The 17,488-nt window shown below is 39.1% G+C and carries 15 protein-coding genes and 1 tRNA gene; 11 read left to right on the top strand and 5 right to left on the bottom strand.

Going from position 1 to position 17,488, the window contains the following annotated elements:
* The first annotated feature begins 27 nt into the window (after positions 1 to 27).
* Entirely contained in the window at positions 28 to 726 is a 699-nt protein-coding gene (locus tag KXV15_RS05825; protein ID WP_240007241.1) for a hypothetical protein, read from the top strand.
* 702 nt (positions 727 to 1,428) lie between these two features.
* Here the strand turns inward: KXV15_RS05825 and KXV15_RS05820 are convergent.
* On the bottom strand, positions 1,429 to 2,055 hold the full coding sequence (locus KXV15_RS05820) for a response regulator transcription factor (RefSeq protein ID WP_240007240.1): 627 nt from the start codon (positions 2,053 to 2,055) through the stop codon (positions 1,429 to 1,431).
* Positions 2,056 to 2,362: 307 nt separating this feature from the next.
* On the opposite strand from KXV15_RS05820, the gene KXV15_RS05815 reads away from it, so the two are divergent.
* From KXV15_RS05815 to KXV15_RS05785, 7 genes are all read left to right on the top strand, one after another.
* A complete protein-coding gene (locus tag KXV15_RS05815; protein ID WP_240007239.1) occupies positions 2,363 to 3,694 on the top strand; it encodes a DcaP family trimeric outer membrane transporter in 1,332 nt (443 codons plus the stop codon).
* 164 nt (positions 3,695 to 3,858) lie between these two features.
* Positions 3,859 to 5,529, top strand: coding sequence for an MFS transporter (locus tag KXV15_RS05810; RefSeq protein WP_240007238.1), 1,671 nt, complete (start codon positions 3,859 to 3,861; stop codon positions 5,527 to 5,529).
* A 213-nt stretch (positions 5,530 to 5,742) separates the two neighbouring features.
* Positions 5,743 to 5,832: transfer RNA gene (locus KXV15_RS05805), tRNA-Ser, on the top strand.
* A gap of 248 nt (positions 5,833 to 6,080) precedes the next feature.
* Entirely contained in the window at positions 6,081 to 6,848 is a 768-nt protein-coding gene (locus KXV15_RS05800) for a metallophosphoesterase (protein WP_240007237.1), read from the top strand.
* 34 nt (positions 6,849 to 6,882) lie between these two features.
* Entirely contained in the window at positions 6,883 to 7,782 is a 900-nt protein-coding gene (locus tag KXV15_RS05795) for a polysaccharide biosynthesis/export family protein (protein WP_240007236.1), read from the top strand.
* A gap of 63 nt (positions 7,783 to 7,845) precedes the next feature.
* Entirely contained in the window at positions 7,846 to 9,102 is a 1,257-nt protein-coding gene (locus KXV15_RS05790; protein ID WP_240007235.1) for an outer membrane beta-barrel protein, read from the top strand.
* A gap of 167 nt (positions 9,103 to 9,269) precedes the next feature.
* Positions 9,270 to 11,420 carry a GumC family protein gene (locus KXV15_RS05785; protein ID WP_240007234.1) on the top strand — a complete coding sequence of 717 codons (2,151 nt, stop codon included), beginning with the start codon at positions 9,270 to 9,272 and terminating at the stop codon, positions 11,418 to 11,420.
* 16 nt (positions 11,421 to 11,436) lie between these two features.
* On the opposite strand, the gene KXV15_RS05780 is transcribed toward KXV15_RS05785, so the two are convergent.
* From KXV15_RS05780 to KXV15_RS05765, 4 genes are all read right to left on the bottom strand, one after another.
* Positions 11,437 to 12,495, bottom strand: a complete 1,059-nt coding sequence (locus KXV15_RS05780) for a nucleotidyltransferase family protein (RefSeq protein WP_240007233.1) — start codon at positions 12,493 to 12,495, stop codon at positions 11,437 to 11,439.
* 20 nt (positions 12,496 to 12,515) lie between these two features.
* Positions 12,516 to 13,580, bottom strand: a complete 1,065-nt coding sequence (locus KXV15_RS05775) for a glycosyltransferase family 4 protein (protein ID WP_240007232.1) — start codon at positions 13,578 to 13,580, stop codon at positions 12,516 to 12,518.
* Positions 13,581 to 13,758: 178 nt separating this feature from the next.
* Positions 13,759 to 14,760 carry a glycosyltransferase family 2 protein gene (locus KXV15_RS05770; RefSeq protein ID WP_240007231.1) on the bottom strand — a complete coding sequence of 334 codons (1,002 nt, stop codon included), beginning with the start codon at positions 14,758 to 14,760 and terminating at the stop codon, positions 13,759 to 13,761.
* A gap of 6 nt (positions 14,761 to 14,766) precedes the next feature.
* Positions 14,767 to 15,882, bottom strand: coding sequence for a glycosyltransferase family protein (locus tag KXV15_RS05765; protein WP_240007230.1), 1,116 nt, complete (start codon positions 15,880 to 15,882; stop codon positions 14,767 to 14,769).
* Between the two features lie 685 nt (positions 15,883 to 16,567).
* Here KXV15_RS05765 and KXV15_RS05760 point away from each other — a divergent pair.
* From KXV15_RS05760 to KXV15_RS05750, 3 genes are all read left to right on the top strand, one after another.
* Positions 16,568 to 16,720, top strand: a complete 153-nt coding sequence (locus tag KXV15_RS05760) for a lasso RiPP family leader peptide-containing protein (protein ID WP_240007229.1) — start codon at positions 16,568 to 16,570, stop codon at positions 16,718 to 16,720.
* An 85-nt stretch (positions 16,721 to 16,805) separates the two neighbouring features.
* Entirely contained in the window at positions 16,806 to 17,096 is a 291-nt protein-coding gene (locus KXV15_RS05755) for a PqqD family protein (RefSeq protein ID WP_240007228.1), read from the top strand.
* A gap of 1 nt (position 17,097) precedes the next feature.
* Positions 17,098 to 17,487, top strand: a complete 390-nt coding sequence (locus KXV15_RS05750; protein ID WP_240007227.1) for a lasso peptide biosynthesis B2 protein — start codon at positions 17,098 to 17,100, stop codon at positions 17,485 to 17,487.
* Position 17,488: the final 1 nt, after the last annotated feature.

Below are 17,488 nucleotides of genomic sequence, written 5' to 3'. Positions count from 1 at the left end.
CAGTTTTAATATCAAGGGATATAGTTTATGTTTATAAACTTACGAAAGCGAAGTGTTATTGCCTTTTTTTTCGGTTTATTGGTTTCTGGCTGTGACACTGCTGATAAGTACGAATATAATTATAAAATAACTGTCAGTGTCGAGGCAAATGGCAGAACTTATTCGGGCTCAACAATTCAACAAATAATAAATTACAAAGTAAAAGATTGGGCAACACCTTTATTGGGCTTGGGCGGTGGCGATAGCAGTGAGAAAAAAGGCGAAGCCGTAGTTGTCAATGTTGATGGGAAATATCTGTTTTTGTTGTTTACCTATTTTATTAGTGATGACCCAAATTATCGAGATGGCTATAGCCCATGGCGGGTAAGTGATGTTTGGGAAACTGGCAAAGTGAAATCAGGTGATTATACGGATTATAGATATAGGTTCGTCACTTTTACTGACGTTAATGACCCTTATACTGTTAAAGCAGTTATGAAAGACAATATTGAGCAATACTTTGGCGAAGGTGTGGAAATTACTTCTATTGAGGTTGCGAAAACCAATGAGCCTGCGACTTATGGGCAAGTTGAGCAAGTCATTCCTTGGATAAGGGACGAGATAACTTCATTTAAAAAGACATTTCGTGGAAAATATTTTACCTTTGATACGCTTGAAAATGAAAAAAGACCTGAAGTTGATATAGTTTATAGGGGTTTAAGCTTTATTGATTTTATTAAGGAATGATTGAAATGACAGATACGCCAATTAGTTCGTCAAATGATTTAATTGAATACCATTCTTTATATGGACGCATATAATCGTTCAACAAACAAGGGCGTGTTTCTTGTTAACATTATTACTAAAGCGGTAACATGATATCAATTAAAGCTGCCATATTTTTATTATTTTATGTTTTGCATACTTAATTCCATTATGGACATTTCCCTTAAAGGGGGAAGCAGCCCCCCTCCGACTTGCTTCGTAAGCCACCTCCTCCGCTAATGCAGGGGAGAACAAAGATTGCTGCCATGCTCCCCTGTTTACGGGGGAGCTGTCACGATTTATCGTGACTGAGGGGGCAAATCCTTAATCCATCTATCCCCACCTGAATAAATGCCTTTAATATTCATGTGCGTTGGTTTTTGCTAAATTGATTGGTGTGGCTTGGGTATGTCAGGAAATGTCAGGTTTTTTGCCGGTGTTAAATTTGGTGGATGTCAACAAATGTCAACGTTTTGGGGTAATTCAAAAGAAATGCACCGATAATCAGATTAACCAATTGATTATCAATTATTTTTTAAAAAATAATCGCTGTTACACATTGTAAATATTGGGGCTAGTTATGTTGAATGATAATATTTTGTTATTGGGGTGACAAAGCCACCCTTCCGTCCGCTTCGCGTCCACCTTCCCTAAAGGGAAGGAGTTAATTCTGAATTATTAATTCTAGTTCCCAATTCCCAATGCCTGGGCGGCAAGGGCGGCTTGGGTGCGATTGCCGACATCAAGTTTTTTGAAAATGGCGGTTAAATGCGCCTTTACTGTTGCTTCTGAAATACCCAAATCATAGGCGATTTGTTTGTTCAGGCGACCGTTTAGAACCCCCAAAAGCACGCGTAATTGCATTGGTGTTAATGAGGCAACTTTTTGTGCCATTGCGTCAAGTTCGCTATCGCCGGCACTAGAGGAATCGTCAATCTTGCCATCCTTAAGCGCGGTTCCGATGGCTTCTTCAATTTTGCCAAGGTCGTTGTCTTTGCCAATAAAGCCAATTGCGCCGAATCGTTTTGCTTCTTGTGCCGCTTTTTGGGCATCGGCACCAGAAATTACCAAGATTGGCGTATTAGGAACTTCGGCATGGATAAGGGCGACACCAGAATAACCATTGGCACCCGGAATTTTTAAATCAAGCAAGACAAGCTTAAGATTTTTTGCATTACCAGCGGCAGACAATGCCTCATCAAGGGTTCCGGCCTCTAAAATATTTGCGTTTGCGTCAATATTAGATGCCGCAATCACCAAAGCCTGACGAAAAAGCGGGTGATCATCAACAATCAGAATTTCGTTTTTCATGCCTTATCCTAGCATAGATATTAAGTATTTCGGATTGCATAACACAGGCATATTAAAACCCCATTAACCCCGACACACTTTATGTTTCAATCGCTGTTATAAATATTTCACAATATTTATCAATACATTCGCACTTGCGAATTTGCGCTTTATCTGCGCTTTATCTGCGCTTTATCAGTCTTTCGGATGATAGACCATTGTCTATCTATCGGAAAACGTTTCTCAAAGCAATTATTATACAAATCCGTAATACTAACTATAAGAGTATGCAAAAGAATATTTGCCGGATTCCTTAGGGGAGCGAAACATGAAACTTAGAAATAAAATGATTCTATTGGCTACTACTGCTGCGGTTGCTCTTTCTGCACCTGCTGCGGCGTTTGCACAATCTGCAAAAGAAGTAGAATTAGAAGCTAGGCTTAAACAATTAGAAGCAACCGTATCGGTTCTTCAAACCGAACTTGCAAAAGCAAAACATCAACCGGATATGTTGCCTGCTGCTGCCGCTGCTCCGGCACCTGCTGCTGCTGCTGCGCCATCTGGTCCAACCGTTAAATTTAGCGGCTTTGTTAAAACTGTTGGATCTTTCACCGAATATTCTGCGGGCAAACCAACAAGTGACACATTGCGCGATTTCTACCTTGGTCAGGGTATCGCGGTTGGCAATGGCAAAAGCTATAATGCGTTTACTGCAAACGCAAAACAAACCCGTATGACGGCAACTGTTAACTCAAACCTTGCTGGTCACACGCTTACTGCATATATCGAAGGCGACTTCCAAGCGAGCCCTGGTGCAGGTACACAAAACGCAACCAACGCGTATGCCCCTGCCCTTCGCCGCGCATTCGTAACCCTTGATAACATTACTGTTGGTCAAGATTGGTCAACTTTCCAAAACCCTGCGGTTCTTCCTGAATCAACTGATTATGCAGGCACTTTGGATGGTACAGTGTTCGTTCGCCAAGCACTTGTTCGTTATACCAAAAAGATTTCAAACAATGCGAACTTCATGGTTTCACTTGAAAACCCGCAAACCCTTACATCTGCTATTAACTCGGCTTCTGTGACTTCAAACGATGACGATAATGTTCCAGATATTGCAGCACGTTTGAACTTTAAAAACTCTATTGGTGAGTTCTCGATTGCTGCTGTTGGTCGCCAATTGCGCGTTGTAAACGCAAGCGGCACATTTGATGAAACTGCAACCGGTGCCGGTGTTTCTGCGGCGGGTGCAATTCCATTTGGTGCGAAAAAACAACATAAAGCAACCTTCATGGTTACTTATGGTGAAGGTATTGGTCGTTATATGGCTGCTGCGGCAACGCCTGATGCGATTACAACTGCAAACAGCCTTGAAGCAATTGCGACAACTAACGCATTTGCATCTGTTAAATTTGCGGTTTCACCAACTTCACGCATCAACATTATGGCAGGTTTGCATCAGGCTGATTTACCAGATGTGGTTACAAACCCATCATCAATCACAAAACGCCTTGATAGCATTGCCATCAACTATTTCTATTCACCGGTTCCAAAAGTTGATTTCGGTGTTGAATATCGCCACGCCGAAAGAGAATTATTTGGCGGCGTTAATGGCACAATTGATAGAATTGAATTCGCTGCAAAATACGCATTCTAATTGCTATCAAACTAATTTGTTTCAGGCTGAATTTATTTCAGCCTGAACTCCTCCCCATAATATAATTTAAATAGAGGCATAAATAATATGCCCAAAGAGGCTTCTGCCATTTGGCGTCAACGCCAATGGTATGACTATACCTATAAATACAAGGGAGTATTTTAATGATTACAGAAAAAGAATATGAGGACCTGCCGAAGCACCACAAGGCGCTACAAGACGAAAAGCTTGTTATCGGGGCATCCTCATTAGGTACAGTTTTTGAATGGTATGATTTCTATCTTTATGGTCTTCTTGCTTCTCAAATCTCAAAACATTTCTTCTCAAACGTTGACGAAACCACCGGCTTTATTTTTGCACTTGCTGCATTTGCTGCTGGCTTTGCGGTTCGTCCGTTCGGTGCAATCGTTTTTGGACGCATCGGCGACCTTGTTGGTCGTAAAAATACCTTCTTGGTAACAATGGGTTTAATGGGTCTATCAACATTTGGCGTTGGTGTTCTTCCTGGTTTTGATGTTCTTAACATCGGTGCACCAATCCTATTGCTTGTAATGCGCCTTATCCAAGGTCTTGCATTGGGTGGTGAATACGGTGGTGCGGCAACCTATGTTGCGGAACACGCGCCAAACGACAAACGTGGTCTTTACACCTCTTGGATCCAAACAACCGCAACATTCGGTTTGTTTGCAGCACTTTTGGTGGTTATGGCATGTAAAGTTGGTATGCCAAAAGAAACCTTTGAAAACTGGGGCTGGCGTATTCCATTCCTTGTTTCCATTTTCTTGCTTGCCGTATCTATGGTTATCCGCTTGAAACTAAGCGAGTCACCTGTTTACCAAAAAATGAAAGATGAAGGCACACGTTCAAAAGCACCTCTTACCGAAGCATTTGGTAAATGGGGCAATTTGAAATACGTTCTAATCTGCTTGTTTGGTGCAGTAGCAGGTCAGGCAGTTGTTTGGTATTCTGGTCAATTCTATGCGTTATTCTTCCTTGAAAAAACGCTTAAAATCGACTCTCTTGAAGCCAACATCCTAATTGCAATTGCATTGGCACTTGGCACACCATTCTTCGTAATCTTTGGTTGGTTGTCTGATAAAATTGGTCGTAAACCAATCATTATGGTTGGCTTGATCCTTGCTGCTGTGACTTATTTCCCAGTATTTAAGGCATTAACTGCGGCCGCTAACCCTGCATATGCGAAAGCGGTTTCATCTTCACCAGTAACAGTTGTCGTGAACAAAGCAGATTGCTCTATTCAGTTTGACCCTGTGGGTAAACAAAAATTTGATAGCAAATCTTGCGACGTTGCGAAGAACTTCCTTGCTAAACAAGCTGTAAGCTATGCTCAACAAGATGCACCTGCTGGCACAACAGCGGTTGTTAAAATTGGCGATAAAGTTTTCGAAGCACCAAAAGTGGAAACATTAAAAGGTGACGCGAAAAAAGACGCAATCAAAAAGTTCCAAGACGCTGTTAAAGGCGATCTTAAAACTGCAGGCTATCCTGAAAAAGCAGATCCAAAAACCATGAATAAACCAATGGTTATTGCAATTCTGTTCTATTTGGTTCTGCTTGTAACCATGGTTTATGGACCAATCGCGGCGATGCTTGTCGAATTGTTCCCTACCAATATTCGCTACACCTCTATGTCATTGCCATATCACATCGGTAACGGCTGGTTCGGCGGATTCTTGCCTACCATCTCATTTGCGATGGTGGCGGCCAAAGGCGATATTTATCATGGCCTTTGGTACCCAGTCATTATTGCGGCTGCGACTTTTGTTCTTGGTATGCTATTCCTACCAGAAACTTATAAGCGCAATATTGACTAGTCTATATCGCATCAATGTGCGGGAAATCGGTATCCAATTTTTCGCACGATGCTTTATATATCATTAGTCCCTCTTTTCAGCGGCGGTGTAATAACCGCCGCTTTTTTTGCACCAAAACAGCTATTTGTCTGCAACGGCACACCAAAATGCTGCGATTAGGGCTTGCAAGGTTTTTGCCTTATCTATATGTCGTTTCAACCGCTTTATAGGCAAGGACAGGTGGCCGAGCGGTTTAAGGCAGCGGTCTTGAAAACCGCCGTAGGTGGAAGTCTACCGTGGGTTCGAATCCCACCCTGTCCGCCATAATCAAGAAGCCCCCGCAAGGGGGCTTTTTTTATTGTTAAATTTTAGGGTGAGCAGAATTACACTTTTTTATAAAGCTTAGATATGCGTTATTAAATTCTTTTATTTTATAAATTACTATTGTCTAATTAGGCGGAAATTCGCTTATTATTTAGGCATAAATCGCTTAAATAATAGCGCTTGAAAAATTTGCTGCAATTTTTTTAATATGGTAATTATGTGTTTTATTTTTGGTTTATAATCGAATTATGAATTACAATATCGACTTCCCAACCGTAGCAATTGGCGACATTCATGGCCGGTTGGATCTATTAGAAATGATGATTGACAGATTGGTCGATGAATTCGCCAAATCTTCCGTAAAACCACGGCTAATTTTTCTTGGTGATTATATAGACCGCGGCATGAAGTCAAAAGAAGTTATTGATTTTCTTAGCAATTTTGACAATCACCCCAATAGAAGTTCATTCGGTGAAACTATATTTCTAAAAGGAAATCATGAACGCGCCATCCTTTATTTCCTAGAAGATTATAGTTTCGGGTTATCGTGGTGTAAATATGGTGGTGATACGTGCCTTGCGTCTTATGGCGTGCCAATAATTTCACGTACAAATAATGAAACCTATTGGCATCAGGTGCAAGAGGAATTAACCAAAAACTTGCCGCAAAAACATTATGTTTTCTACAATAATTTGGAGAATTATTTTGTTGCCGGCGACTTTCTTTTTGTCCATGCTGGCGTGCGTCCAAGTGTGTCATTAGACAAGCAAAACGAACAAGATTTAACCGGAATAAGGGATGAATTTCTAAACCATCGCAAACCAAGCTCATATATGGTCGTTCATGGTCATACTATTGTTACTGATCCTGTTGTAACAAGAACCAGAATTGGGATTGATACAGGGGCATTTGCGACTGGAAAACTTTCTGCAATCTATATTAAATCTGATAAATATAAAATAATACAAGTGAATCAGAATAATTTAAAGATTGATTTAAATGATTCTAACGTGTAACTAAAAGTATAAATTGGTGATGGGGATATTGGTAATGCACAAGAAGTTTATTAAACTTTTTATATGCTCGGCTGTGCTTTGCGTAGCGGGCTGCCAATCGACTGATGCTGCGCTAAAACCGTTTAGCGAAGATGTAATTGCGAAAGATCAGTTGGCGCGTGCAAATTCAATTAAAGTTAGTGGTAATTATAGCTCAGAAGAAGTGTCTTCCCCTTCTGCTGAAGTTGTGGCGGCACCTGCACCACAAGCAAAACCAGTAAAAGCGCCAAAGCCTGAAAAAAAACCTATGCTTGGCTTTATGAAAAAGCCTGCAGATGTTGCCCCACCAGTGCAAGCTGCGCCGCAGCCTAATGCAATCGTGGCCGAGGCAAAAAATCCGGCGGAAATGGATGCTATTGCCAATCAAGCCTATACAACATCACAAAATAACATCACATATTCTACACGTCCCGACCCAGAACCAATTGATGTTAAAAATTTCTATAAACTTGGTGTAGGTGACAAGGTTCGTATTAGCGTTTACGGCGAACCCGATCTTAGCGGTGAATTCGCGGTTTCAAGCGAAGGAAATGTATCTTTCCCACTTATCGGCGAAGTTCAGGCATCTGGAAAAACACTTGAACAAGTTCGTATGGCAGTTACCAAAGCTTTAAAAGGCGAATATTTGCGTGACCCACAAGTTACCGCAGAAGTGATAGGCTTTAGACCGTTCTATATCCTTGGTGAGGTTAATAAACCTGGAATGTACCCATATAGTTCCGGCCTCGTACTTGATAACGCAATCGCAATCGGCGGGGGATATACATACCGTGCCGACAAACGTAAGTTTTTTGTAAAACACGAAAAAGAGCAAGTCGAAACCGAAGTTCCAATCAATGGTATTATTTACGTAAGTCCTGGCGATACCATAAGAATTGCGGAACGAATTTTCTAAGGTTTAATATAATTTCAAACAACATCCTGCGATTTAAACGGATTTGTTACTAGGGTATATCTAATGATTTCGAAGCGGTTATTATTGGGGTCTTTGATGCTGGCGACAAGCCTTGGCTTTGTTAATGCATCTTATGCTCAATCATCATTTGCTCGTGATAGAAACGCAACAGTATCTAATCGTGTACCAAACGAATATGCACCACTTGGCATAAAAATGGGTGGTTTCACCGCATTCCCACAGATTGCGGTTAATGCGGCATATAATGACAATATTTATTATCTAAATAGCAATAAAACATCAGACAGCATAATTACAATTAAACCAGAAATTAGAATTAGTTCTGATTGGGGACGTCATAGTTTGTCGTTCCTTGGTAATTATGGCTATAGCGAATATACTAGCAATAGCTCCAATAGCTTCAGCGATTTCAAAGCACAGGCCAATGGAAAGCTTGATATTATTGGTTTTGACTATCTTAGCGGCCAATTAGGTTATTCTGGTTATGGTGAGCCGCGCGGCGAAACCTATTCTGTAACTGATGCTGCAGAAACCATCGATGTAAGAAGGTTTAATTCCCAATTATCTTATAATAAAGAATTTAACCGCCTAAGAACCGTTTTTACAATCAATAACGATAAATATTCATTCAGCAATGTGAAATCGTTTCAAGGTACAATAATCGATCAATCGTATCGCGACAGAAGTGAAATTAGCGGTTCAATTCGTGCGGAATATGCCTCCTCCCCTAGCCTATCATTTTTTGTTTCTTATGAGCCTAGAAAAATAAGCTATGACAACAATGTCAATAATCTAGATTCAACAAGTAACGCCGTTTACCTTGGAACAAGTTTTGACATTACGGACCTTATAACTGGTGAAATCAAAGTTGGTAAACAGGATCAAAATTACGATAACCCACTTTATGGAACACGTTCCAGCTCACCATATTCAGGTAAAGCAAGTTGGTATCCAACAAGAAGAACAAGCGTTACCGTAGATTTCTCTCAAAGCACAGAGGAAAGCACGGTTGCGGCGCTACCTGGCTATAAATACACGAATTATGGCATCAAAGTTGATTATGAGCTTTTCAGAAATTCAATAATTTCTGTTGGTTTTTCTAATTCAGCCGGTGATTATTCTTTGATTGACAGGAATGATAACCGTAACTCTGTATCACTTGATGCAATATACAGAATTAATAGAAATTATGTCGCAAAGTTTATGTATAAATATTCTAAACTTGACTCAAAAGGCGCCAATTCGGTGGCTGATTACACCTCAAATGTAATTGGCTTGGGTTTGGTTTATGCTTATTAAAAAGTCAAAAAGTGACTTAATGTTGGCATATTGCGATAAAAAACGGGCAGATTGTATTGCTATTCAGTCGTTATAATTGCGATTAACTAAATAGAAATAGTAAGTGTCCAGACAAATTTAGTGTGGTAATCCGTGTGGATTATCAGGACGGTACAGAAGAGTTGGAAATGATAAGAAAACAAGATACTGTTGACGAAAATCTGCCGATGATATCGCCCTTTGATTTAGGGTCTTTGTTTGCTGATTTTATGCGCTTTTTGGCGTCTATATTGCTTATCTCTGCAATTGTGGCGGTTGCGGTAATCGTTCCCAATCTTCAAGCACCTAAAAGATATACTGCGACATCATCAATCATCATTGATCCAAGACCTTATAACGAACTTACCAATGATTCAGTTGTATCTGGTTTGCCTACCGACACCGCGCAGGTTGATACCGAGGTTGAGGTTTTAAAATCTTCGTCAATTGCCGAAGCCGTAATAAATTCACTTAGATTATATGACGATCCAGAATTTGCAGGTCAATATGCGGGTACTGCTGCACAGAATGCAAACTCTCAATTATTGAAAGAACGCGTTGTAAACCGTGTATTAGCTGGACTTTTGGTTAAACGTGTTGGCTTAACCCGCGTTATCGATATCAATTATAATTCACTTTCTGCTGAAAAATCGGCACGAATTGCGAATGAGTGGGCGCGCCTATATATCGAACAACAATTGGATGCAAAATTGGTCGCAACCAATAATGCTAAATTGCTAGTTTCACAAAACGAAAGCAAACTTCGCGATCAGGCTTTTGCTGCCAAAGAAACTTTGGAAAACTTTAAGCTTTCTAATCAACTAAGAAGCCCTGATGGCATCAGAATGATTGAGCAAGATATTTCCTTGTATTCGCAGCAAGTTGCACAACTTTCTTCTGAAGCTGCCGAAGCAAAATCACGTTGGGAAGTTGCCAAAGCTACATCTGGCAGAAGTATGGCTAATGGTTCGGACGCACTTGATTCAAGCGTTATTCAAAGCCTTAAAACAAGACGTGCCGAAGCAGCATCTGATCTTGCAAGCCTTGCAACACGTTATGGCCCTAAACACCCTAAATATATGGAAGCCTCGCAGAAGGTTATTGTAATTGATAAAAACATCAATGCTGAAACCAACCGTATCGTAAATGACTTATATGGGCAGTATATTGTTAAACGTGATAAGCTAGCATCTATGCAAAGCGCATTGGCAAACGCCCAATCAACTTTGGCGCATAACAACCAATACGCAAGCCAATTGAACAATTTACAAACACAGGCGAACTCTGCACAAACTCTTTATGAGACTTATTTGGATAAATCCAAAGAAATCGCGGCTCGTGAAGGCGGTATCAAGGCCGATGCGAGAATAGTTTCAAATGCAGCTGTTCCAAGCCGCCCTAGTTCACCTATTAAATCACTTGTAATCCTACTTGGCATAATGTGTGGTATATTTGCAGGTTTGGTTTATTTCATAATCCGCAAATTATTTGATGTTGGCATAAATTCTGCAAATGATGTTGAACAAAAACTTGGCATTCAATACCTTGGCAGTATCTATGACCTTCGCTCAACCCTTAAACTTATGAGCAAGTTTAAAGGCACGCCGCGCGATTATATTATCCAAAACCCGCTTTCAACATTTGCTGAAGGTTTCCGTTCTTTGCGTGCAACAATTTTGTATTCCAAGGCCGGTGAATCCGTAAAAACTGTTGCTATCACTTCTGCGTTCCCGAAAGAAGGTAAAACAACGACTTCAATTTGTATGGCGACCGTTGCCGCATTGTCTGGTCAGTCTGTTTTAGTTGTGGATTGTGATATCAGAAGACAATCGCTAAGTTCTACTGTTGCTTCACGCCCGCAGGCAGGTTTGCTTGAATATTTGAACAATGATGCGTCTCTTGATGAAATCATACAACATGACAAAACTGGTGTTGATTATATCCTGATGTCAGAAGGCTCTGCGACCGCACGTGATATTTTTGGCTCTGAAGGCATGAAAAAAGCAATTGAAGTTTTAAAAGGCCGCTATGACCTTATTATCTTTGATACCGCACCTTTGCTTCCGGTTTCAGATAGCCGTCCATTGACTAAATTGGCTGATGCAACAATTCTATTGTCACGTTGGCGAAAGACACCAAAACGTGCCACAAGTGCTGCGGCAAACATTATTGAAGATTCAAATGCAAACCTTGCTGGCTTGGTTCTTACCCAGGTTAATTACCGTCAATCAAGCTATTATGGCCACAAAGAAGGCTCATATTACAAGAGTGACGAGTATCTACGTTATTTGAAGAATTAATAATGAAAAACGGGCATTAATCGTTTTTAATGCTCGTTTCATTTCCATGCAGAACAAAGTGGGCGGTATCCGAGGCAATAAGTCGGATTAGTTCTTTAAAATATTGCCCACCCTTGTCATCACATAATTTCATCATGAATAATTTGCGCTTTGGATGAAGCTTGATGTTTTGCGGATTTGCAATCATAACCTCATATAGATTTTTTTCATCATAAGCGATCTCAATCTCGGTATCATTGAAATTATCGCTGATCTTAAATAATAAACACGCCATTCGCGAACAAATGCTAACAGAATTATAAAGCCCATATTGACGTAATCTTTGCTTTAGATCACGTATATCATCCGCACCAAGTTTACGAAGGCACATTATAATATCAAGCGCATGCCCCCCCATATGTTCACGGTGTAGCAGGCTTTTAATCATATTCATTGCAGCAACCACCAACGTCTGTTTGACGTTTAAAACCCGTAATGAAATATCACCAAACTCTATAAAGTCATTGTTTTCAAAGAAAAAATCATAATTATGTGGTTGTGGTGCACCGGGCTGCTGCAAGCGATGGTGAATATCCACTGATTGATTTGTGATTTTGTAATTGAAAAGAGTTTGTTCGCCCAAAAAATAAGTCCACCATATTCCTTGGGTTCTATTTTGTAGCTCGAAGCCATTTTTAATCAACAGTTCACGAGCGGCGGAAAAATCCTTGAGCCTTACATTAAAATCAATATCAACACTAGGTTTCGAAAAGAAGTTTCCATAAAGCGTTTTTTGTTGCAATGGTCCTTTATAAAAAAAGTGGTCAATCCCCTCTTGTTTAAGGACACCACTAATATATTTTGCCATGTGAATAAGTTGCATATTGGTGAAACAAGTTGCGCGGTAAAGGCTTTCCAGTTCTTGTGGCACCTTAACGCCATCAATTGATAATAGCGCAGAGCGTAACAACAATGGCAATTTATTCTTTCTGGCAATATTTATAAGACCTGACAAAGCGGCGTCATCGTCAAACAATTCATTTTTAATTGATTGCCCCTCAATATGCCCCAAAATTAAGTCACAGATATTGTACAAAAAAACCCCAATAATAAATACTATTTGATGTGCAAAGATAAATCTTCCAATAACGGGCGGTTTACTGCTTCATTAGAGAAATATTGTTTAGCAACATTAAGTATATTTTCTGATAATATTTCACGCTTTTTATTATCGTCAAGCAGATTTATAATTGCATTTGCAAAATCATTTGCTTCATCAGCTATTACAAGCGCATCTTTAAATTCGTCATATACGCCCTGAAGTGTGATTGTGGTAGCAACAACAGCCTTCGCATGCCCTGCGGCCTCAATAAGCTTTACTTTTAACCCAGAGCCCAATCTAAGTGGTGAAATAACAATGTTTCCTGATTGGTAAAATCCAACCAAATCGTCAACAATGCCCATTAATTCAATTGTAGGGTTATCGACATTGATTTTTGAACAAACCGAGCCGGCAATTTTCAATCTGGCATTTGGATTTTTTTCAATTATCTTTGGCCAAACCTCACTAATGAACCACAAAATACCGTCAACATTGGGCGCAGCACCAGAACCAAGAAACAAAACATTATTGGCGTCTTTTGCATTAAATTTATCATATATATCGGCAGCAATCGGGCAAACCACGACATCGGTTCCGGCGTGAAGCCCATTTTTTATCTTGTCGGCCTCTTCTTTTTGAATTGCGATAACAATATCAGCATTTGATAACAATGCCATTTCATCTTCAAATGTTAAGAAGCTGGTTTTTTCTTTTGTGCCAGATGCTTTAAAATCATCAAATCTTTGAGATATAAAGTCATGCATTACGACATATTTGCGCGGGTTGAAGCCGCCACTTGGCTTGGGAAATGCCTTGGTAAGATAGCAATAATCCGCAATTAAAATATCGGCATCACCTGCAATGATATCGTCCACAAATTTAATATCATTTTGCGATAACGGGTATGAAACCGAATATGGTGCAGGCTCTGTAAAGCCTTCTTTTATTATTTTAAGCTTTTGCAAAACCCGTTCGGTTAAATAAATAAAAGCATCAAAATAAGATTTTAGATTAAGTGTGAAAACCAAATTACCAATTTTAATGCCTTCACGTACCCTAATGGTTTCAAAAATTTTCATTTCTTCAGATAAGGTAAAAAACGGCAAACGCCCAAACATAGATTTTGAGCAATAAATAAGGTTCATTTTGCATCCTGCATTATGCAAGTATGATGCAATTCCTAGTAAATATTTTGTACTGCCAGATTCGGAACGAAACACCCGTTGATTGGTTAATATATAGGTTTTTGGTTCTTTGTTATTTATCATTCTTTAGTTTCTCTAAAAACAGCCCCGCCCAGAAGCCAAATGACCATGAAAAGTGCATTATCACAGCAGGAAATATTGCAAAGAACCCAGCTATTTTCTTTTCTTTAATTGCAAGATCCAATGCCAATAAAACGCTTGCCAATAACCATAAAACAAATGGCAAAGCCAGAATAATATTAGTGAAAACACCAATTAGAGCCAAAACTGCCGCAGGAAAAACCATTATTGGTAATAATTGTCGTAATTTAAGCTTATACTTATGCTTTAGATAGCTTTTGGCACGCCCCTTACCATATGAAACATATTGGCGGAAAAGCCGTGCGGGATTATCGCGCGGGAAATATTCAATGAAGGTTGTCGCAGTGTGCCAAATCTTAAAGTTTGCCTGACGAAGCCTTATGTCAAGTTCGGCATCTTCATTATGTGAATAAGTTTCATCATAGCCACCAACCGCACTAAACGCCTCAATCTTCATTAACGCGTGGTGCCCGTGGTCAACATATTGGCCCTCTGACAAAAGGCGATGAACAGAACCACCATTCCCAAGTTTGGAGTTTTGCGCCAATGCAGCAAGCATCTGAAACCCATCACTACCAATCGATAGCATTGAAACAGTAATTGAATCGCAATCAATTTTTTCTGCTTCTTCAATTAATTTGCTACAATAATCTTTGGGATATTTTGAGTGCGCATCAATACGAATTAAATATTTTTTGCCGTTACTATATTCTTTAACCGCAAGATTAACCGCCGCACTTTGTAGTTTTTTAGGGTTATGAAGATATTTAAGCGATGGATTACGGCTTGCGATATCTTTAATAATCGTAATCGTGCTGTCCGTACTACCGCCATCGGCAACGATAATTGTTGCCCCTTTATCTTGATATTCAGAAGTTAGCCATTCCAATAAATGTGCGATATGGGCTTCCTCATTTAAACAAGGAATAATTATTAATGTGTCTTTTAATTCTTCATTCTTTTTAATTGTCATTTTGTTTTAATTCAAATCCCTGATCAAACTTATGCAATCCCCCTCGTCCGCAATAAAGCATTTTGGATCCACATTCATCAGTTTCGTTTGTAGATTATTATAAACATTAGCATCCAAATTTGTAAAAAGTTTCGCCAATGAGTTAGGTGAAACATCTTCTAACATAATGCCAATTCCCAATTTATTTAAATAATTTGCGGTTTCGGTTCCATCCTGTACTATTGGGATGCTTTTATACAAACACCCCTCATATAGTCGGTTTGGCAAAAGCCATTTCGAATTTTGTCCTTCCTCATAAAAATCTATCGCCCAGGTAAAGTTAACCTCATTATATATATCATATAAATCATCTGGCGCTTTATAAGGGCCACAAAACTTTAGATAAGGGTTTTGCGCAACAACTTCATCGAAATCAGTCATAATTTCATATGCAGGCTTACCACGCAGAATAATCTCAACCGCGCCTTTCATATTTAACGCAAATTCGGAAAGTATTTTAAGCGATTTTTTACAACGTAAAACCCCAAACCAGCCAATTTGCAAAGGGTTTGCATAAGTTTTATTTATTTTTGCAATTTTTGCACCCAAAGGTTTTTCATTAAAAACCTTATTTTCAAGCAAAATAACCCTGTTAGTAACCTTTTGAAGTGCAGAAAAATAGTTTTCGATAAACGCGGGTGAACTTGTCATTATTGCATCGCATTTTTTTAAAAAGTGCCGCTCAATAAAGCGTAATACCTTACCAATAAAGTCACCCCTTAGCATCATCTTATGAATATCAAGACATTCGTAAACCAACTTATCGGCATAACCAGCCTTTAAAAGATAATAACCAATCCCCAAGGTTTCTAAATTACGGGCAACAATGACATCAAAACGCCCCTGCCCGATTTGGGATTTTAAAAATCCGAATTTTGTTATTGCTAATTTTATTCTTTGAAAAAACTTACCATTAAAAGTCTGCCCCAAATTAATTGGAACATTACCATTTATATTAGATACAACTTCCTGACCACGCCGAAAACCGGCAATTAATATATCTGCGCGTCCTGCTTTAAACATTGTGGTACGCTTTGCCACCGCAGCGTCATTCAAATCATGAACCAGATATAATATTTTCAAACTAAAGCTTCCACAATTCTGGATAAATGTCCGTAATTATATAATTACCATAAAGAATATATTTGTTTATAAACAAAACCGTTAAAACTTAGTACATTTAGCGGTGCTCATTAACAACATTGGCGGTCGATGATTACATAATAGGCAATTACGACAAATTTAATATAATCTACACCATACAAGAATCTTTTTTGTAGCGCGCCTCATTCTCGCCAGATTTGTTACTCAAGCTATAAAAATGGTGATATAGATTCGCAAAAAGCAACATCAAAATCGCAATCTTTGCTTTTTTGAGTATCGAATTTCAGTGCTAATTACTAGTTTTAGTAGTTTTATTTGCACAAAAATCAGTCTTTTGATTTTTTTATGCAGTAAAATAGCAGGAGAAACTGATAAAATTACAGACTAAAAGCACCGTTTTTAAACCGCTTTTAGCGTTTAGTGACAAGTGGAACCGCGCCCACTCTACTAGATGGTAGCCAATTGCAAGCATATTAACCAATATAACTCGCGTATAAGGGGAATTTGCATCCATTTTTTGCACGAAATGGTCGCATTTGCCATTTTTTTGCGATTCACAAAAAATTCATATAAAGTTTATAGTTAATGATTGATTAAATTTCACCGTTATGGTGCAATTACTAATGGTGGGATTATCCCGCCATCTTAAACAAGGAAAAAATCGATGGTTACCAATTCAAAAATTGCTTATGAAGCACCTTCTATCGAAAAAGTAGGTGATTTTGGTTCAGTTACTTTGGCTGCGGGCGACGGCACTTATACAGATGCTGTATTCCCTCCAAAAACTCCAAAAGATCAACTTACATTTTCAAACTAATATGGGCTTTCAGGGTTGGGCATAATCCCCCAACCCTGACCTATAATCATAAGCTTTAACGGCTTATAATAAACGGAGTAACTACTTGGAGATTAATGCAGAGACTGTTGTGTGCGCATCAAAAGATGTTGTGGTGTGTGAACTTGATTCTGGCGCAGCTTTGCTGGATCTTAAATCTGGAAGTTATTTCAACCTGAACGGTACAACAAATTTTATCTGGGCAAATATTGCGGAACCTACAAAGGTTGCAAGTTTGACAGAAAAGTTATTAGAACAATATGATGTAAAAGCAGAGATTATAGAGAATGATTTAATCAAAATTCTCAACGACCTGTCAAATTTCGGACTTGTTGAGGTTTCACAGCAGGCGGTCTGAAATGGACTTTAAAAATTTTATCTCAGTGCTTAAATTCACATCCCTAAATATCTATTATCGATTATTTATTGTTTTCAATACATTTGAGAATATTAAAATCAAAGGCGACCAATTTGGAAACATAGCCCCAGAAAGCTATGCAAAGTGGGTTGGCAGAATGATTTTCAAAACCTCACGCTTTGTTTTTGGCGCAACATGCTTGTCACGTGCACTTGCTGGACGCGCCGCATTAAAAAACAAAGGCTACACCTCAACCATTAGAATCGGTGTTTATAAAGATGATTCTGGGAAATTAAACGCCCACGCCTGGCTTATGTCTGGAGAAACCATTATCCTTGGCAATGAAGAAGGTCAGCTTGCCAAATATAAATCATTGATGGATATGGGATAAT

This window comes from Pseudaquidulcibacter saccharophilus (assembly GCF_019455445.1).
Classification (GTDB): Bacteria; Pseudomonadota; Alphaproteobacteria; order Caulobacterales; family Aquidulcibacteraceae; genus Pseudaquidulcibacter; species Pseudaquidulcibacter saccharophilus.
The sequence above is the reverse complement of the archived record's forward strand: the minus strand, read 5'-3'. Positions and strand labels throughout refer to the sequence as shown.